Annotated in this window: 16 protein-coding genes; 8 read left to right on the top strand and 8 right to left on the bottom strand. The window is 68.5% G+C overall.

What is annotated here, in order from left to right:
- The first annotated feature begins 63 nt into the window (after positions 1-63).
- Complete coding sequence (locus FHY09_RS11030) at positions 64-1,575, top strand: aminotransferase class III-fold pyridoxal phosphate-dependent enzyme (RefSeq protein WP_166926915.1); 1,512 nt, start codon at positions 64-66, stop codon at positions 1,573-1,575.
- Positions 1,576-1,667: 92 nt separating this feature from the next.
- Entirely contained in the window at positions 1,668-2,261 is a 594-nt protein-coding gene (locus FHY09_RS11025; RefSeq protein WP_166926914.1) for a TIGR00730 family Rossman fold protein, read from the top strand.
- A 58-nt stretch (positions 2,262-2,319) separates the two neighbouring features.
- Here FHY09_RS11025 and FHY09_RS11020 read toward each other — a convergent pair whose 3' ends face one another.
- Positions 2,320-5,169: an EAL domain-containing protein gene (locus tag FHY09_RS11020; RefSeq protein ID WP_456362784.1), complete on the bottom strand. Its 2,850-nt coding sequence runs from the start codon at positions 5,167-5,169 to the stop codon at positions 2,320-2,322.
- A gap of 216 nt (positions 5,170-5,385) precedes the next feature.
- On the opposite strand from FHY09_RS11020, the gene FHY09_RS11015 reads away from it, so the two are divergent.
- From FHY09_RS11015 to FHY09_RS10995, 5 genes are all read left to right on the top strand, one after another.
- A complete protein-coding gene (locus FHY09_RS11015) occupies positions 5,386-5,940 on the top strand; it encodes an RNA polymerase sigma factor (RefSeq protein WP_456362790.1) in 555 nt (184 codons plus the stop codon).
- Entirely contained in the window at positions 5,937-6,911 is a 975-nt protein-coding gene (locus FHY09_RS11010; RefSeq protein WP_166926912.1) for a YML083C domain-containing protein, read from the top strand. The genes FHY09_RS11015 and FHY09_RS11010 overlap by 4 nt, the downstream gene beginning before the upstream one ends.
- A 55-nt stretch (positions 6,912-6,966) precedes the next feature.
- On the top strand, positions 6,967-7,557 hold the full coding sequence (locus tag FHY09_RS11005) for an IMPACT family protein (protein ID WP_208407777.1): 591 nt from the start codon (positions 6,967-6,969) through the stop codon (positions 7,555-7,557).
- Positions 7,554-9,317 (top strand): ABC transporter transmembrane domain-containing protein, encoded by a 1,764-nt coding sequence (locus FHY09_RS11000; RefSeq protein ID WP_166926910.1) that lies wholly within the window; start codon positions 7,554-7,556, stop codon positions 9,315-9,317. Before FHY09_RS11005 ends, FHY09_RS11000 begins: the two co-directional genes overlap by 4 nt.
- Before the next feature lie 85 nt (positions 9,318-9,402).
- Positions 9,403-9,594 (top strand): hypothetical protein, encoded by a 192-nt coding sequence (locus FHY09_RS10995; protein ID WP_166926909.1) that lies wholly within the window; start codon positions 9,403-9,405, stop codon positions 9,592-9,594.
- A gap of 166 nt (positions 9,595-9,760) precedes the next feature.
- On the opposite strand, the gene FHY09_RS10990 is transcribed toward FHY09_RS10995, so the two are convergent.
- From FHY09_RS10990 to hrcA, 6 genes are all read right to left on the bottom strand, one after another.
- The gene (locus tag FHY09_RS10990) at positions 9,761-10,882 is read right to left on the bottom strand and encodes a prephenate dehydrogenase (protein WP_166926981.1); all 1,122 of its coding nucleotides are present in this window, start codon (positions 10,880-10,882) and stop codon (positions 9,761-9,763) included.
- A 2-nt stretch (positions 10,883-10,884) separates the two neighbouring features.
- A complete protein-coding gene (pdxY, locus tag FHY09_RS10985) occupies positions 10,885-11,793 on the bottom strand; it encodes a pyridoxal kinase (protein ID WP_166926908.1) in 909 nt (302 codons plus the stop codon).
- 86 nt (positions 11,794-11,879) lie between these two features.
- On the bottom strand, positions 11,880-12,995 hold the full coding sequence (gene dnaJ, locus FHY09_RS10980; protein WP_166926907.1) for a molecular chaperone DnaJ: 1,116 nt from the start codon (positions 12,993-12,995) through the stop codon (positions 11,880-11,882).
- A 158-nt stretch (positions 12,996-13,153) separates the two neighbouring features.
- Entirely contained in the window at positions 13,154-15,079 is a 1,926-nt protein-coding gene (dnaK, locus tag FHY09_RS10975; RefSeq protein WP_166926906.1) for a molecular chaperone DnaK, read from the bottom strand.
- 147 nt (positions 15,080-15,226) lie between these two features.
- Positions 15,227-15,736: a nucleotide exchange factor GrpE gene (gene grpE, locus FHY09_RS10970; protein ID WP_166926905.1), complete on the bottom strand. Its 510-nt coding sequence runs from the start codon at positions 15,734-15,736 to the stop codon at positions 15,227-15,229.
- Positions 15,737-15,799: 63 nt separating this feature from the next.
- A complete protein-coding gene (gene hrcA / locus FHY09_RS10965; protein WP_166926904.1) occupies positions 15,800-16,864 on the bottom strand; it encodes a heat-inducible transcriptional repressor HrcA in 1,065 nt (354 codons plus the stop codon).
- Positions 16,865-16,977: 113 nt separating this feature from the next.
- Between hrcA and recN the strand changes: the two genes are divergently transcribed.
- Entirely contained in the window at positions 16,978-18,639 is a 1,662-nt protein-coding gene (gene recN / locus FHY09_RS10960; RefSeq protein ID WP_166926903.1) for a DNA repair protein RecN, read from the top strand.
- Positions 18,640-18,697: 58 nt separating this feature from the next.
- Here the strand turns inward: recN and fur are convergent, their stop codons facing one another.
- On the bottom strand, positions 18,698-19,102 hold the full coding sequence (fur, locus tag FHY09_RS10955) for a ferric iron uptake transcriptional regulator (RefSeq protein ID WP_166926902.1): 405 nt from the start codon (positions 19,100-19,102) through the stop codon (positions 18,698-18,700).
- Positions 19,103-19,135: the final 33 nt, after the last annotated feature.

Here is a 19,135-nt window from a genome sequence, read left to right as displayed (position 1 = left end):
CCCGGGACGAGGACGCGACCCGTCTGAGCGGGCCTGCGAACTTCATGCTCCAGGAGATCTGCAATGAGCTTCATCGAACACCTTGCCCCGTTGCGTGCCCAGCCCGGCCACCGCCTCACCTCCGGCCTGGATGACGCCACGCTGGAGCGCCTGGCCGCGTCCCACCCGCAGCTGGTGGCGGCCGTCGAAGCAGCGGGCGCGGCCTTCGCGGCGACCGTCGAGGACCTGCAGGCATCGAACCTGTCCGGCCTGCTTGCACTGGATGAACAGGCGCAGGTGGAGGCGATGCAAGAAGGCTTCATCAACTTCTACGCCGACGATGCGGTGACCCCGTACGTGGCGTTTATCGCGCGCGGCCCGTGGGTGGTGACGCTGAAGGGCGCGGTACTGTACGACGCCGGCGGCTACGGCATGCTCGGTTTCGGCCACACCCCGCAGGCGGTGCTCGACGCCATGGCGCGTCCCCAGGTGATGGCCAACATCATGACGCCCAGCCTGTCGCAGCAGCGTTTCGTCGGCGCACTGCGCCGCGAGATCGGCCATCGTCGTGGCGACTGCCCGTTCACCCGCTTCATGTGCCTTAATTCCGGCTCCGAGGCCGTGGGCCTGGCCGCCCGCATCGCCGATGTGAACAGCAAACTGCAGACCGACCCGGGCGCGCCGCATGCCGGCGCCACGGTCAAGCGGGTGGTGATCAAGGGCAGCTTCCACGGCCGCACCGATCGCCCCGCGCTCTACTCCGATTCGAGCCGCCGCACCTACCAGCAGCACCTTGCCAGTTACCGCGACGAGAACTCGGTGATCGCCCTGGCGCCGTATGACGAGGCCGCCCTGCGCAAGGTGTTCGACGACGCCACCCGCAACCAGTGGTTCATCGAGGCGGTGTTCCTGGAGCCGGTGATGGGCGAAGGTGATCCGGGCCGCTCGGTGCCGCCGGCGTTCTACGCGCTGGCCCGCGAACTCACCCGGGCCCATGGCAGTCTGCTGCTGGTCGACTCCATCCAGGCCGGCCTGCGCGCCCACGGCGTGCTGTCGGTGGTGGATTACCCCGGCTTCGAGGCGCTGGATCCGCCGGACATGGAAACCTACTCGAAGGCGCTCAACGCCGCGCAGTACCCGCTGTCGGTGCTGGCCGTCAACGAACGCGCCGCCCAGCTCTACCGCAAGGGTATCTATGGCAACACCATGACCGCCAATCCGCGGGCATTGGACGTGGCCTGCGCCACCCTGGCGCAGCTCACCCCGCAGGTGCGCGCCAACATCATCGAGCGCGGCGCCGAGGCGCTGCAGCGGCTGGAGGCCCTGCGCAAAGAGCTGGGCGGACTGATCACCAAGGTACAGGGCACCGGCCTGCTGTTCTCCTGCGAGCTCGCGCCGGCATTCAAATGCTATGGCGCCGGCTCGACCGAGGAATGGCTGCGCCAGCACGGCATCAACGTGATCCACGGCGGCGAGAACTCGCTGCGCTTCACCCCGCATTTCGAGATGGACAGCCAGGAGCTGGAGCTGCTGGTCAGCCTGGTGCGCAAGGCGCTGCGCGAAGGCCCACGGCGCGAGGAAGCGGCAGCGGCGTAAAGGATGTCCGTGCCGGGCGTCCGGCCGCACATTCGTCAGGCAGGGGCCGACCGGCGATAATGGTCGGCCCTTCTTTCATCGACTGATAAGCCATGAAGTCCGTCTGTGTGTATTGCGGCTCCAACGCCGGCAGCAAACCCGTCTACGCTGAACGCGCCCTCGCCCTTGGCGAGCGGTTGGCGCACGATGGCCTGCGGCTGGTCTACGGCGGCGGCAATGTCGGCCTGATGGGCACGGTGGCCAACGCGGTGCTGGCCGCCGGCGGCGAAGTCACCGGTGTGATCCCGCAGCAGCTGGCGGACTGGGAAGTGGCCCATCGTGGACTCACTTCGCTGGAGATCGTCGGCTCCATGCACGAGCGCAAGTCGCGCATGTTCGACCTGGCCGACGGCTTCGTCGCGTTGCCAGGCGGCTTCGGCACCATGGAAGAGATCTTCGAGATGCTGACCTGGCGCCAGCTCGGCATTGGCAACAAGCCGTGCGCGTTCCTGGATGTGGACGGTTTCTACGCCCCGCTGATCGGCATGATCGACCGGATGGTCGAAGAGCACTTCCTGCACCCGGCCCAGCGTGCCGACCTCTGGTACGGCTCGGACATCGACCAGATGCTGGCCTGGATGCACGCGTACGAGCCCGCCCAGGCCTCGAAGTGGATCGACGAGAAGCGCCGCAACGCGCTGCGCTGAAAGAGGGTCGGGGTAGACCAGGGCGCGTCCGCCGCGGGCATGCAGGCCCGCGGTGCGCTTACGCCCCGCCGTCCTCCCGCTGGGGGCGCCCGAGCAGATAGCCCTGGCCGTAGTCGCAGCCCAGCTCCAGCAGGGTCTGCCGCTGCGCTTGGGTTTCGATGCCCTCGGCGATCGTGGCGATGCCCAGCGTGCGCGCCAGCGAGACCACGCCCTCCACGAGCGCGTGCGTGCTCTGCGCCTCCTCGCCATGCAGACCGGCGATGAAGCTCTGGTCGATCTTCAGCGTGGAGATCGGGAAGCGGTGCAGGTAGGACAGCGCCGAGAACCCGGTACCGAAATCATCCAGCTGCACCACGATGCCACGCTCGCGCAACGTCTCCAGGATCCGCAGCGTACGCGGGCCGCCGTCCAGCAGCGCCACCTCGGTGATCTCCAGCCGCAGCCGGCGGGGATCGGCGCCGGCTGCGTCGATGAGCCCGAACAATCGCTGGGTGAAATCACGCGTACGGAAATGCCGCGGGGACACGTTGACCGATACGTAGCCGTGGCCACCGCGGGCCAGGGCAGCGATGACCTGTTCGTAGATCAGCCAGTCCACCTGCTCGATCAACCCGCTTTCTTCGCCAAGCTCAAGGAAGGCCCCGGGCAGCAGCAGGCCACGTCGCTCGTGCTGCCAGCGCAGCAGCGCCTCGTGTCCCACGACCACGCCATCGCTCAGGCGCACGATGGGCTGGTAGAAGGCGAGGAAATCGCGGCTGATGATCGCCCGCCGCAGATCGGCCTCCAGGTCCAGGCTGCGCATGGCCTGGTTGCGCATGTCCTCATCGAAGATCGCACAGCGGTCCTGGCCCTGCGCCTTGGCGCGGTACATCGCGGCATCGGCATCGCGCAGCATCTCCTCGCCGGCCAGGTACTGCCCGTTCCAGAGCGCGATACCCAGGCTCCCGGACGGAAACAGTTCGCGCCCGGCCACCCACATCGGCTCCTGCAACGCCAGCAGCAGGCGCTGCGCGAAACCCAAAGCCTGCGCCAACCCCTGCGGGCAGCGCAGCAGGATCGCGAACTCGTCACCGCCCAGGCGCGCCACCACATCGCCGGTCCCGAGCAGTCCGACGATCCGCCGCGCGACCTCCTCCAGCATGCGGTCACCGGCGGCGTGCCCGATGCTGTCGTTGACCAGCTTGAACCGGTCCAGGTCCAGGAACAGCACCGCGAACAGCGCCTGGTCCGGCGCGTGCCGCGCGGCTGAAATCGCATCCTGCAGGCGGCTCAGCAGATGGGCACGGTTGGGTAGTCCGGTGAGCCCATCGTGCATGGCCTGGTAAGTCAGTCGTTCCTCCGCGCGCAGGCGCTCGGCGATCTGTCCCAGCAGCCTTCCATTGACATCGGCCAGCTCGCGGGTGCGTTCATCCACGCGCTTCTCCAGCTCGGCGTGCGCCAGGCGCAGGCGCTCCTGGTCGCGCTGCCGGGCCAGCCCGGTGCCGATGTTCTGGGCGACGAAGGTCAACAACCGCTGGTCATCGGTGGTGAAGGCAACCTCGGCCGTGTAGCTCTGCACCACGATCGCGCCAGCCACCTCGCCATCGAACACCAGCGGCACACCGAGCCAGCACTGCGAACGCGCGCCGAAGTGCTCCACCTCGCCCGAAGCACACATGGCATCGATGCGCTCGCGCGAGGCCAGCAGCGGTTGCCGGTGACGCACCACGTATTCGGTCAGTCCGTTGCTGAAACTGCGCGGCGTGCGCGCACTGGTGTGCTCATCCACCGAATAGACGAACTCCAGGCCTTCACCACTCTCGTCCAGCAGCGCGATGTAGAAATTCCGTGCGTCCAGCAGCGTGCCGACCATGCCGTGCACCTGCACGTAGAACCGGGCCAGGGTCTGTTCGCGCATGGCAAGCTCAGCGATGCCGTACAGCGCGGCCTGCAGCATCTCCGCGCGCCGACGTTCCACCACTTCTTCCTGCAGGCTGCGGTTGGCGCGCTGCAGCTCCAGCGTGCGCAGCTCGACCTGGCGCTCCAGCTGCACCTGCGCCTGCCGCCGGTTCATCGCGGTCAGCACATGCTGGGCGACGAAGCCGAGCAACGCACGGTCGGATTCACCGTACTGGTCGCCCTGATCGTAGCTCTGCACCACGATGGCGCCGCACACACGACCCTCGCGCAGCATGGGCACGCCCAGCCAATCCTGGCTCTGTGGACCGCGGCGCTGGTGCGCCGGCTCGCCGAGCTGCTCCAACAGCGTGCGCGAAGGGCCGCTCAGCGGCTGCCCGTGGCGGAGCAGCGCGAACGTCAGGCTGCCTGCCAGCTCGCTCTCCGCATAGGCATGCTCAGGGTCGGCCACGAAGTCATCGATCTGGTCGGCAAAGTACAGGAAGCGAAGGGTATGCCGCACATCGTCGTATTCGACGATGAAGCAGTTCTGGGCGTACATCAGCGTGTTCAACACCGCGTGCACGTGCCGCAGCATCTCGGGCATCTCAAGGTCCGCGCCGGCCAGGTCGGCGATCTGGAACAGCGCCTGCTGGAGCCGTTCGGCCCCTTCCAGCGCGATGATCTGACCGGCCTGGCGCCCCCGCTGCAGTGCCAGTTCCAGGGTCTGCCGGGCCAACGCCCACCAGGCGGCCGGTGCCTGCGCCTGCTCGATCCACACCGACAGGACCGCCCCGTCATGTTCCCAGCGCTGCATCCGCGCCGAAGGGTCCAAGGCGGCCGGCCAGACGGTCTCTACCGGGGGCGTGGCCGGGGGATGGCTGTGTCCCCCCCGTCCCAGCATCGGATCATCCCAGCCCACGTGCAGCACGCCGCCAGCGGGCAGCAGCGCATGCAGCGATTCCAGCAACGCAGGCGTGACCGCGGGTTCGCGGTGCGGCTCCACCAACGGCATGATGATCTGACTGGACAACGTAGCACCCCATGACGCTCACCGCAGCGCGGCTCCCCTGCCGCCGAGCATAGCGCGTTCCCCGGTCGGCGGCGCCCGGACCGTCAACCCCACCCGGACCTGTCGTGCGTTTGCACTGAAATGCCAGCAACCGCCGCACCCTTGCCGCCCGCCCTGCCCCCCGGCCACGCCCTGTCCGGCTATGCGCCGCAGCGGCCAGCGCTTACCCTTGGTCGCGTGGATACCAACGCCCTGCCTACCGACGAAGCCTTGATGCTGGCCTGGGCCGGCGGGGACGTGCAGGCGTTCCAGGCCTTGTACGAGCGCCACCGCCGGCGCCTGTTCGGCTTCCTGGTGAAGCAGCTGCGCGATGGCACGCTGGCTGAAGAACTCTTCCAGGATGTCTGGCAGAAAGTCATTGCCGCGCGCACCACGTGGCAGCCCGAGGCCGCCTTCGGCACCTGGCTGTTCCGCATCGCACACAACCGGCTCAACGACCATTGGCGGGCCGCACGCCATCGCCCTGCCGCGCCCGCCGACGCCGAAGCGCGGCTGCAGGCCCTGGTCGACCTCCGCACGCCGGAGAGCGCGTTGGGACGCGAAGACCAGCGTCGCCACGTGCAGCAGGCCATGGCGGCCCTGCCGCCGGAACAACGGGAGGTGCTGCAGTTGCGGCTGGAACAGGAACTGACCCTGGAGCAGATCGGCGAGATCACCGGCGTCGGCAGGGAGACGGTGAAATCCCGCCTGCGCTATGCGATGGACAGACTCCGCGCGGGAGTGGACGCATGAGCCGGCACGAACCCCTGACGCCCGAAGAACGCGCCTTGGCTGCGCTGCTGCGGGACACGCTGGCAGCGGAGCCTTCCGCTTCGGTGGACGCGGCCGTGCTGGACGCGGCGCGCGCGGCGCTGGCGGCCGATGCCGCCCGCGAGGGGGACGCCAGCGCTCCGACCGGCCCGCGTGCCGGCGTGCCTCGCCGGGTCCGGCGGCGTGCGCGCTGGCAGCCGCTGGTGGGTATCGCGGCATCGGTGGTGTTCGCGGTAGGCATTGCCTGGCAGCTGCAGCCCACGCCAGCTGGACGTGAGGTGCCGAGCCTGCCGGAAGCCCTCTCGATGACGGCGGAAACGACTGCGCAGCCGCCGTCCCATGATCCTGCGCCACAGCCGGCCCAGCCGACGGTGGCCGAACCCGTCGCCCGCGCCCGGACGCAGCTGCCTGCCGCAGCGGCGCCTCAACCGGCACGTGGCGCGCCGGAACAGCGCCGACCCGCCCCGCGCGTCGCTGCGCAGCCGCCACCACAGGGGACGGCCAAGCCTGCGATGGAGGCCCCTGCTGCCAGGACGGTGGCACCTGGGCGGGGCCGCGATGGCCTCGCGGCGAAGGAGGAGGTCCAGCAGGAGCGCATGCCGGCCAACCGGCCGCACGCATTCGCATCCAGCACGGTGGCACCGGCTGCCGCCCACGGCAGCGCCGACGCGGCCACGCCAGCCCAGGCGGAACCCGCGGCGAGGTCGATGACCGCGCCCCCCCAGCGCGCCCTGATGCGCGCGCCCCAGGTGCCCATCACCCAGGCTGCGACCGACCTCGCCGGACAGGTGCGCGACGATGCCCGACTGCCCCGCCGCCAGTGGCTGCTGAAGATCCGCCAGCGCAATGACGCAGGGGACGTGGACGGCGCGCGCTCCAGCCTCGAAGCCTATCTGCAGGCCTATCCAGCAACCCGCGTGCCCGCTGACCTGCGCGCCCTGCTGGATCGTTGAGCCCCGATGCGGGCTGCGCGGTGCCGCGATGGGTGCGCCCGGTAGAATGGTGCCGATGCTCGACACTCTGCCCGCTCCTGTCAGCCATGCGCTGGACATCAAGCACAGCCGCTTCATCGCCCACGCCGCGCCGGTGGACGATGGCACGCAGGCCCTGGACTTCCTGCGCCAGGTCGCGGTGACCGAAGCGACCCACAACTGCTGGGCCTACCGCTGCGGCGGCGATTACCGTTCCAGCGATGACGGCGAGCCCGCAGGCACCGCCGGACGCCCGATCCTGGCCGCCATCGATGGGCAAGGCTTCGACCAGGTCATGGTCGTCGTTACCCGGTGGTATGGCGGAATCAAGCTCGGCGCGGGCGGTCTCGTGCGTGCCTACGGGGGCACGGCGGCCGAGTGCCTGCGCACGGCGCCCCGGCTGCCGCTGGTTGCGCTGAGCCGTGTCTGCATCCGCGCGGGGTTCGAGGATCTGGGCGCGCTGCACGCCGCGCTGGCGGCGCACAGCGCCCGGAAACTGGACGAATCGTTCGACGCCGACGGCGCCCTGCTGGAGGTCGAAGTGCCGACTGACGCGATGGACGCATTGAAAACGCGCCTGCGCGACGCCACTCGTGACCGTACCCGCATCATCGAAGCGAGCGCATGACCGAGCCGACGCCCTCCTCCCCTCCGCTGCGCCGGCTTGGCAGCCTGGCCACCCTGTGGCCCTTCGTACGGCGTCACAAGGGTCTGTTCTGCGCCTGGCTGGCGGCCCTTGCGGTGTCTTCAACCGCCACCCTGAGCCTGCCGCCGGCCGTCAAGCAGATGATCGACCATGGCTTCACCGGTGGCGGCCAGATCAACCGTGCCTTCGCGCTGCTGTTGCTGGTGGCCATCGTGATGGCGCTGGCCACCGCCGCGCGGTTCTACTTTGTTTCACTGCTCGGCGAAAAGGTGGTGGCTGACCTGCGCAGCCAGCTCTACGCCCACCTGATCACCCTGGGCGCCGGCTTCCACGACCGCAACCGCAGCGGCGAGCTGGTCTCGCGGCTCACCGCCGACAGCGAACTGCTGCGCAGTGTCATCGGCTCGACGATGTCGGTCGCACTGCGCAGCAGCGTCACCGTCGTGGGCAGCCTGGTCATGCTGTTCGTCACCAGCCCCCACCTCGCCGCGTGGTCGCTGCTGGGCATTCCGCTGGCGGTGTTGCCGATCATCCTGGGGGCACGCCGGCTGCGCGGCATTTCGCGCGACAGCCAGGACCGCATCGCCGATGCCAACAGCCTTGCCGCCGAAACGCTCGGTGCGGTGCGCACGGTGCAGGCGCATGCGCGCGAACCCTATGAACGGGGTCGCTTCGACCGCGCACTCGGCGATGCCATCGGTGCTGCGCGGCGGCGCATCGCAGCCCAGTCGCTGGTGACCGCCAGCGCCATCCTGCTGGTGTTCGGCGCGATCGTCGGGGTGCTCTGGCTGGGCGCGCACGACGTCATCGCCGGCCGCCTGAGCGCCGGCACGCTCGGACAGTTCGTGCTCTACGCCCTGATCGGCGGCGGCTCGGTGGGGGCGCTTGCCGAGGTCTGGAATGAACTGCAGCGGGCATCGGGCGGCATGGGCCGCATCAGCGAACTGCTGCACGAAGAGGTGGAGATCCGCACGCCCGGCACGGCCACCGCACTGCCATCGCCGCTGCGGGGGGAGATCCGTTTCAACGACGTGGTGTTCCACTACCCGCAGCGCCCCGACCAGCCCGCGCTGGACCACTTCAACCTGCACGTGCGGCCGGGCGAGACCGTGGCCCTGGTGGGCCCTTCCGGTGCCGGCAAAAGCACCGTGCTGCAACTGCTGCTGCGCTTCCACGATCCGGCCGCCGGACAGGTTGACGTGGACGGCATCGATGTCCGCCAGCTGGATCCTGCCGCGCTGCGGGCCGGACTCGCGCTGGTGCCGCAGCAGCCGACGCTGTTCGCCGCCAGCGCACGCGACAACATCCGCTACGGTCGACTGGACGCCAGCGATGCCGAGGTGGAGGACGCCGCGCGCGCCGCCGAAGCCGACGAGTTCCTGCGCGCGCTGCCGGAAGGCTATGCCAGCGAGCTCGGTGAGCGCGGCGCCCGTCTGTCCGGGGGCCAGCAGCAGCGCGTGGCGATCGCGCGCGCACTGCTCAAGGACGCGCCCATCCTGCTGCTGGATGAAGCCACCAGTGCGCTCGATGCGCAGAGCGAACGTTCGGTGCAGCACGCGCTCGAACGGCTGATGGCCGGCCGCACCACGCTGGTGATCGCGCACCGCCTGGCGACGATCCTCAAGGCCGATCGCATCGTGGTGATGGATCACGGCCAGATCGTCGCGCAGGGCACCCACGCGCAGCTGCTGGCCGAGGGGGGGCTTTACGCGGAACTGGCGAAGCTGCAGTTCATCGAGTGAAGACGCGCGCATAACGCCGTGCGGCGCACCGTGCATGGCATGCCCCCCGAGCCCCTGCACGGCGCCGCCGAAGAGGAGATAGCCCATGTCCTTCAGACAGTTTCCTGCCACCGACGCCAACGGCGAGAGCCATGTCATCATCGAGTTCAAGACCGAGGGCGCAACCTCGGGCGATGGCCAGGCCCCGCCGCGCTACGAGCTTGAAGACGGACGCGTGCTGATTCGGGCCGGCCGCGAATTCACCACCCAGGGCGGCGACCTTCGGCTGCACCTCTAGCCACAGTGTCGTGCGGATGGTGTGCTGACAAGCGGTCCGTCCGGGAGTAGCGACTGGGTGGTCAATAAATCACCACACGTCTTGACAACGTTGTCCCGCAAGCGGCGCACGCACTTATCCACATGTTTGTTGGAAAACCATCCACACCGCCTGTGGATGAAATGCGTCAGCGCGCGAGCACGCGCCCGATCCCTGTCGCATCGACTTCGGCCGCCGCAACGGCGATCCGGGCGATGTCGCTGCCTGCAACGAAACCGATGCGGAAATGCACGTCACCGGACGGCGTGCGCGAGGAATGGATCGATGCAAGGCTGATGCCGTGGGTCTCGAAGACGTGCAGCAGGGCGCGCAGCGAGCCCGGGCGGTCCTCCGGAAGATGCACGGACACCGCCTGCGTCTCGGTGAGATCGGCCAGCAGGTAGCCGACGCGTTCGAAGGTGTAGTTGCCCTCGGCCACGCCGGCCTCGCCGAGTACCGCGCGATTGTCCTGCAACCACTGCCGGCGGAACCCGGCGCGCGCATCGTCATCCCCCTGCGCCACCTGCGCATGCAATGCCTGCAGTTGGGTGACCAGCTGCTGCAACATCGGCGGCACGTGCGGATTGCCGAACTGGAGGTCTTCGTAGATGGCCGGGTTGAGCGCGAAGATGCGCGCGATGATCGCCGCATCCAGTTCGAAGGACGCTGACCGGAACGGCATCAGCGCGGACAGCTCACCGAGCAGAGGCTGATAGCTGCGCAGCACGCCGGCCTGCGCCAGGTGGGTGGCATGCACCATCGCCTGCACCAGCGCCATCCTCTGGTCATGCTGGGACGGCGTGGACTGCACGCACTCGGCCTCCAGCGCGGTGCACAGCGCCTGCACCCAGCCCTGCCACGCCTCCACGCGGGCCGGGCACACCACCAGCACGCGACCTTTGAGGGTCGGCGACTTGGGCGGCGCCGTCATCGGATGCAGGCCCAGCACCTCCGCCTGCGAAGCCAGCATCGCCTGCACGGGCGCCTCCTTCACCGAGGTCACGTCCAGCCACAGGCGGCCTGCTTCGCGGCCTGCCGATCGCTGCGCATACTCGGCGATCAGCGCCGGCGTGTGGCGGATGGGCGCGGAGAACACCAGCACATCGGCGCGCTGCAGCAGAACGTCGGGCGTGACAGACGCCGGATCGGCAGGATCGTGGCCGATCACCTCCAGCTGCATGCGATCGCGGAAAAAGCGCGCCAGCCAGCGCCCGTACGCGCCGGCGCTGCCGACGATGCCAACCACGCGCGGCGGGTGCGATGTCGGCACGCTCACGCCAGGCGCTCGACCGCAAAGCGTGGCGGGTCGAGCAGTGCGGCCGGCGCGGCGGCGTGCACATCGAACTCTTCCACACCCTCGGCAAGGGTGCGCTCCAGCGCCGCGTGGGTACCGGCCACCGCTCGCCCCACCGCCTGCTCCATTGATTCGCCGCGCAGCAGGAACGCCACTACCAGCGCCATCAGCACATCGCCGGTACCGGCCACATCCACCGGCAGCAACGGCGAACACCAGCGCCATACGCCTTCGCGGCCAACCGCCAGCGTGACCAGTTCGCCATCCTGCCCGGACACGCTATGCGCGATGACCCACTGCGGGCCGCGCTCGAGCAGGCTGCGCGCCGCGGCGATCGCGTCGTCCTGCGCCAGCGCCGCCCTGCCCGTCAAACGCCCAAGCTCGAAGGCATTGGGCGTGACCAGCCAGGCATGCGGCAGCAGCCGCTCGGCAAACACCTTTTCCAGCCCCGGCTCCACGTAGGGCCCGGTGTGCGTGTCACCGATCACCGGGTCGAGGCAGTAGCGCAGCTGCGGGCAGCCAGGCCGTACCGCGTCGAGCCAGTCGGCGAATGCGGCACCGTTGTCGACGCTGCCGAAGTACCCGGACACCAGCATCTTCGCCCGCTGCGGCACGCCCCGTTCGGCCGTGCCGCGCAGCAGGTCGGCGAACCAGTCCACCGGCAGCACGCGGCCGCGGGTGGTGGCATAGAACGGCGCATTGCTCAGCAGCGTCGTGGGGATCTCGGCCACGCGCACACCGAGCGCGCGCAGGGGTGGCGCGGCGGCACTGTTGCCGGCATGGCCGTACACCAGCTGCGACTGCACGGAAATGACATCGACCACGGCGGGGCCGTCAGGCCGCTGGCGGCGGCCATGTACCAGATGGTTTTCGAGGGATTCGCTCATGCAGCAAGTTTACGCCCGCGCAGCACCCGGCGTGGCGCGCCGGCGGACGGCAGAACGCCGGGCGCGGCCCGGCGCTCTGCTGGCAGTCAGGAGGTCATCCGGTCCCAGAAGCCCTTGACGCCGTCGATGAACGTCGCCGACTTCGGCGAATGCTTGCGCGCGTCCTCGCCCACGAACGTGGACTCGAACTGCTCCATCAGCTTGCGCTGGTCGGTGGTGAGATTGACCGGCGTCTCCACTACCACGCGGCAGTACAGGTCGCCCTCGGAGCGGCTGCGCACCGAGCGCACGCCCTTGCCACGCAGGCGGAACAGCTTTCCGGTCTGGGTCTCGGCGGGAATGCGGATTTCCGCTTCGCCGCCCAGCGTCTGCACGCGGATGGTGTCGCCGAGCGCGGCCTGGGAGATGCGGATCGGCACCTCGCAGTGCAGGTCATCGCCGTCGCGCTGGAATATCGCATGCTCGCGCACACGCACTTCGACGTACAGATCACCCGGCGGCGTGCCGGCCGGCCCCGCCTCGCCCTCGCCCGCCAGACGGATGCGGTCACCGGTATCGACGCCGGCGGGCACCTTCACCGAGAGCACCTTGTCTTCCTCGACACGCCCATTGCCTTGGCACGTCTTGCACGGGTTGGCGATGATCCTGCCGCGGCCGCCACACTGGTGGCAGGGCTGCTGCATGGTGAACGGGCCGCGCTGGATGTGCACCTGGCCACGCCCGCGGCACACGCTGCAGGTATCGACCTTGCCGTCTTCCGAGCCGCTGCCGTGGCAGTCATCGCACTCGGCCAGCGTGGGGATTTCGATACGGCGCTCGATGCCCCGCACGGCTTCCTCCAGGTCCAGCTCCAGCACGTAGCCGACATCGGCGCCGCGCCGGGCCTGGCGCGCGCCACCTCCGAAGATGTTGCCGAAGATGTCGCCGAAGATATCGTTGATGTCCGGGCCGCCACCGCCACCACCGCCCATGCCGTGCTCGAAGGCCGCATGGCCGTGGGCATCGTACATGCGCCGCTTGTTGGCGTCGGACAGCGTCTCGTACGCTTCCTTGCATTCCTTGAAGGCGGCTTCCGCCGCTGCATCACCGGGATTGCGGTCGGGATGGAACTTCATCGCGCAGCGACGGTAGGACTTCTTGAGTTCTTCGTCGGTCGCGGTCCGGGCAACGCCCAGGACTTCGTAATAATCACGCTTGCTCATGGAATGAATCGCTTTCCGGTACGTCGGGATTCGTCAAAGCAGAAGAGCGGAACCAGGTCCGCTCCTGCATCGGGCGCCCCGACACGCCAGGACGGCGGCCAGGACCCTGAGGCGACAACGGGGCACCGCCTTCCGGCAGTGCCCCGCATCGTCCTGGATCAGGACTTCTTGTCGTCCTTGACTTCGGTGAACTCGGCATCGACCACATCATCGTGGCGATCACCGGCCGCACCGGCGTCGGCACCCGGGGCACCGCCCTGGTCGCCGGCCGAGGCCGCGGCGAACAGCGCCTGGCCCGCTTCTTCCAGCGCCTTCGAGCGCGATTCGATCTGCGCCTTGTCGTCGCCCTTCATCGCGGTTTCCAGATCCGCCAGCGCCGACTCCACCTTGCCGATCACATCGCCGCCGACCTTGCTGCCGTGCTCGGTGATCGCCGAACGCGTGCCGTGGATCAGGGCATCGGCCTGGTTGCGCGCCTGCACCAGTTCCTGGAACTTCTTGTCTTCCTCGCGGTTGGCTTCCGCGTCGGCGACCATGCGTGCGATCTCCTCCTCGGACAGACCCGAACCGGCCTTGATCTCGACCTTCTGTTCCTTGTTGGTCTTCTTGTCCTTGGCCGACACGTGCAGGATGCCGTTGGCATCGATGTCGAAGGACACCTCCACCTGCGGCAGGCCGCGCGGGGCCGGCTCGATGCCGGAGAGATCGAACTTGGCCAGCGACTTGTTGAAGCGGGCCTGCTCGCGCTCACCCTGCAGCACGTGCACGGTCACGGCCGACTGGTTGTCCTCGGCGGTGGAGAACACCTGCGAGGCCTTGGTCGGAATCGTGGTGTTCTTCTCGATGATCTTGGTGAACACACCGCCCATGGTCTCGATGCCCAGCGACAGCGGGGTGACGTCCAGCAGCAGCACGTCCTTGACGTCGCCGCCGAGCACGCCGCCCTGGATCGCCGCACCCAGTGCCACGGCTTCGTCCGGATTGACGTCCTTGCGCGGCTCACGCCCGAAGAACTCGGTCACCGCCTGCTGCACCTTCGGCATGCGGGTCTGGCCACCGACCAGGATCACCTCGTTGATGTCGCTGGCGCGCAGGCCGGCATCGTTCAGCGCAGTGCGGCACGGCTCGATCGACTTGCGGATCAGCTCGTCCACCAGCGACTCGAGCTTGGCACGGGTCAGCTTGATGTTCAGGTGCTTCGGACCGGATGCATCGGCCGTCACGTAAGGCAGGTTCACCTCGGTCTGCTGCGCGCTGGACAGTTCGATCTTCGCGCGCTCGGCCGCATCCTTCAGGCGCTGCAGCGCCAGCGGATCCTTGCGCAGGTCGATGCCCTGGTCCTTGTTGAACTCTTCAACCAGGTACTCGATGACGCGGTTGTCGAAATCTTCGCCGCCCAGGAAGGTGTCGCCGTTGGTGGCCAGCACTTCGAACTGCTTCTCGCCGTCGACGTTGGCGATCTCGATCACCGAGACGTCGAAGGTACCGCCGCCCAGGTCGTACACCACGATCTTGCGATCCTTGTTGTCACCCTTGTCCAGGCCATAGGCCAGGGCCGCGGCGGTCGGCTCGTTGATGATGCGCTTGACGTCCAGGCCGGCGATGCGGCCGGCGTCCTTGGTCGCCTGGCGCTGGCTGTCGTTGAAGTAGGCCGGCACGGTGATGACCGCTTCGGTCACCTTCTCACCGAGGTAATCCTCGGCGGTCTTCTTCATCTTCTCCAGCACCTTGGCGGAGATTTCCTGCGGCGCCATGCGCTTGGCATCGCTGGTGGCCACCCAGGCATCGCCATTGTCGTGCGCCAGGATGCTGTACGGCACGTGGGCGATGTCCTTCTGCACTTCGCCGTCGGAGAACTTGCGGCCGATCAGGCGCTTGACGGCGTAGAAGGTGTTCTTGGGGTTGGTCACCGCCTGGCGCTTGGCCGAGGCGCCGACCAGCACTTCGCCGTCCTTGGTGTAGGCGACGATGGAGGGCGTGGTGCGGTCGCCTTCCGAGTTTTCAATGACGCGGGCCTTGCCGCCGTCCATGATCGCCACGCACGAGTTGGTGGTGCCGAGGTCGATACCAATGATCTTGCCCATGGGGAACTCCTGAAGATTATCCGGTGAATCCGGCCCACAGGCCGGTGTATGAATGGGATGTGGGGGAGGCTCGTGGAACATTCAAGCCATCCCGATGAATCGTTTCAGCGATCGGGCCGCGCCCGCCCGGACCGGGCGGCGCGTGACTCAGTCCGCGGCCACGACCACCAGCGCCGGCCGCAGCAGCCGATCGTTGAGCAGGTAGCCCTTCTGGAAGACGGTGACCACGCTGCCCGGGGCCACGCCCTCGGCCGGGACCTGGCTGATCGCCTGGTGGTGCTCCGGATTGAACGGCTGGCCGGTCGGGTCCAGCAGGGTCAGGCCGTTGTCGCCGGCGACCTTGAGCAGCTGCTTGTAGGTCAGGTCCAGGCCGTCACGGAGTGGGCTGGCCTGCTCGCCGGCGGCCTTCAGCCCGGCATCCAGGCTGTCGAACACCGGCAGCAGCTCGCCGAGAAGCTTCTCGTTGGCGAAGCGGCGCGCCTGGTCCACGTCGCGGACCATGCGCTTGCGCTGGTTCTCCAGGTCGGCGCGCTCACGCAGTGCATCGGCCTTGACCTGCTCCAGCTCGCCACGCAGCTGCTCCAGCAGGTCGTGATGGGTCGAGTCGGCTTCGGCGGCCGACGGGGAGGATTCGATATCGTGCTGATCTTGGTTCATGTGCGTTTCCCTGGCGGTGACTCCCCGCCTCCATCCCCCCTAGTGTGGGCGGGATGCTGCGTTTCAAGCGCCAGGGTGCCCCGGACGACGTCCGGTGGGTGAAAAAGCCTCACCAAGCACCTCGGCGGTGGCCTGAACCAGCGGGATCAGCCGGTCGTAGGCCATGCGCCGCGGCCCGATCACCCCCAGCACGCCCAGCACCTGGCCATCGGCCACGTAGGGCGCGGTCACCAGGGACACGCCCTCCAGCGATACCACCCCGGTCTCCTCGCCGATGAAGATGCGCACGCCCGGCGCCTGCTGGGTCCGCTCCAGCAGCTGCAGGATCTCGCGCTTGCTGGCGAACAGCTCGAACAGTTCGCGCAGGCGCTCCAGGTCGGAGAGGTCCTGCACCCCCATCAGCCGCGTCTGCCCGGCCACCAGCATGTCGTCGGCCGGTGGCGCGAAGGCTTCTTCGGCCAGGGTGATGCTGTGCGCCAGCAGCTGCTCCATTTCATTGCGGGCGTCGTGCAGTTCGTGCAGCAGGCGGTGCCGGATCTGCGCAAGCGGCAGCCCGGCAAAGTGCGTATTGAGATGATTGGCGACCCGCTCCAGCTCGGCCGGCTCCCACGCGCGGCGGCTTTCGATCACCCGGTTCTGCACCTCGTTGTCGGCGAAGACCACGATCGCGAGCACGCGCCGGGCATCGAGCGCCACGAAATCGATCTGCCGGAACGCGAACTGCTCGCGCCGCGGCGCGCTCACCACGCCGACGAAATGGCTCATGGCCGAGAGCAGCTCTGATGCACTGCCCAACAGGGCCTGCGTGCCTGCGCCACTGGCCAGCTCGCTGCGCAGCCGGCCCATTTCCTGCTCACCGGGCGGCTGCATCTGCACCAGGCTGTCGACAAACACGCGGTAGCCATGGGCGGTGGGAATGCGCCCGGCCGAGGCATGCGGCGAGCTGAGCAGACCCAGGTCTTCCAGGTCGCCCAGAATATTGCGGATGGTCGCTGCGCTGACATCCAGCCCGGCGGTGCGCGCAAGCGTCTGCGACCCGACCGGCTCGCCATCCTGGATGTGGCGGGCGATCAGGGTCCGCAGCAGGTGCCGCGAACGGGGAGCAAGGTGGTCATGGGAACGCGCCATCGGATCAGCCGGTGAGACTCAGCCACTACATAATGCCCCCTCCCCGGCTTGGCAAGTCATTGGACCGACCTGCCCTGCATGCTAGCTTTGCGCGGCTCCAGAGACTGCAACCCATGCTCAGACATCTATCCATCAAGGATTTCGCCGTAGTACGCGCCACCGAACTGGAATTCGGCCCCGGCATGACCGTGGTATCGGGTGAAACCGGTGCCGGTAAATCGCTGATGGTGGACGCGCTGGGCTTCCTGTCCGGCCTGCGCGCCGACAGCGGCGTGGTCCGCCACGGCGCTGCGCGCGCCGAGCTGTCAGCCGAGTTCGCGCTCGATGCCCAGGCCGGCGCCCGGCGCTGGCTGGCCGAAAATGAACTCGACGACGAGGACCACTGCCAGCTGCGCCGGATCATCCGCGCCGATGGCGGTTCGCGCGCCTGGATCAACGGCCGCCCGGTCACGCTGTCCCAGCTGACCGAGCTGGCCGCCTTTCTGGTGGAGATCCACGGCCAGCATGAACAGCAGGCGCTGCTGGCTCGCCCTTCGCAGCTGGCCCTGCTGGACGCCTACGCCGACAACGCCGAGCCGCGGCGCCTGGTGCGGCAGGCCGCCGCGACCTGGCAGGCGCTGGTGGACGAGGCCGAGACGCTCTCCCAGCAAGGGGATGTCAGCGACCGCATCGGGTTCCTGGAGCATCAGCTGCGCGAACTGGAGCGCGAGGACCTGGACGCCGACTCGATCATCGCCCTGGGCGCCAGCCACCGCCGGCAGGCGCACGCCAGCGCCCTGCTGGCCACCTGCGAGACCACCACCTCGCGCATCAGCGGTGACGAGGGGCCCTCGGCGCTGGAGCTGCTGCAGCAGGTCCGCGGCGACCTCGGCCGGATGGTCGAGCATGACCCGCGCCTGGGCGAGGTGGATGCCCTGATCGACAGTGCCAGCATCCAGCTGCAGGAAGCCCTGGTGCTGCTGGACCGCGTACACGACGACCTGGACGCCGACCCGGAGCAGTTCGAGGAGAACGAGCGCCGGCTGGGCCGGCTGCACGACCTGGCGCGCAAGCACCGCGTGCCGATGGAAGAACTCGGCCTGCAGCGCGATCGCATGCAGGCGGAAGTCGAGCAGCTGCGAGGTGCCGATGTGCGCCTGCAGAAGCTCGCCGGGGAGATGGAAAAGGCCGTGCAGGCGTGGCGCGAGGTGGCCAGCAAGCTCACCGACAGCCGTCAGCGGGCCGCCGCCGAACTTTCCACCACCACCACCGAGCTCATCGCCGAGCTGGGCATGGGCGGTGGCCAGTTCCTGATCCAGCTGGAGCCGCAGGACGCGGCGAAACCGGACCCGCAGGGCGCCGAACGGGTGGAGTTCCTGGTGGCCGCCAACGCCGGCCAGCCGCCCCGTGCGCTGCGCAAGGTGGCCTCCGGCGGTGAACTGTCACGCATCTCGCTGGCCATCGAGGTCGCCGCGCTGGATCTGGACGCCGTGCCGACGATGGTCTTCGACGAGGTCGATTCGGGCATCGGCGGGGCCGTGGCGGATATCGTGGGGCAGAAACTGCGCGCGCTCGGCGAGAAGCGCCAGGTGCTGTGCGTGACCCATCTGCCGCAGGTGGCTTCCAAGGGCCATGCGCATTACCGCGTCAGCAAGGCGCCGGTGGACGGCATGACCCAGAGTGCGGTGGAAAAGCTGGATACGCGGGCCCGCGAGGAAGAACTGGCGCGGATGCTGGGCGGCGTGGAGGTCAGCAAGGAAGCCCGGGCGGCCGCGCGCAGACTGCTGGCCGGCTGAGCGGGCGCTGAGGGGAATGGAAACAGCCGGGCAGCGCCCGGCTGTCAGGCAACGCCCGTCAGCGACGCTTCTTGCGCACGTAGAGCACGAGCGAGTGCTCTTCCAGATCGTAGCCATGCTCGGCGGCGATCTTGCGCTGCAGTTCTTCGATCTCCGCGCTCTCGAACTCGATCACGTTGCCGGAGTCCACGTCCACCATGTGGTCATGGTGGCCACCGCGGTCAAGTTCGTACACGGCCTGGCCGCCCTCGAAGTTGTGCTTGAGCACCAGCCCCGCGGCCTCGAACTGGGTCAGCACCCGGTACACCGTGGCCAGGCCGATCTCATCACCGTGCTCCAGCAGCTGGCGGTAGATGTCTTCGGCGGTCATGTGGTGCTGGGGAGTGCGCTCGAGCAGGGCGAGGATCCGCATCCGCGGATGCGTCACCTTCAGGCCGACTTTGCGCAGGTCGTGGGTTTCCATAGGTCTCCGTTCATTGGCGATTTAGCGCCAGCT

This window comes from Xanthomonas sp. 60 (assembly GCF_011761925.1).
Note: the sequence above shows the minus strand (reverse complement) of the source record. Positions and strands in the feature narration are given on the sequence as shown.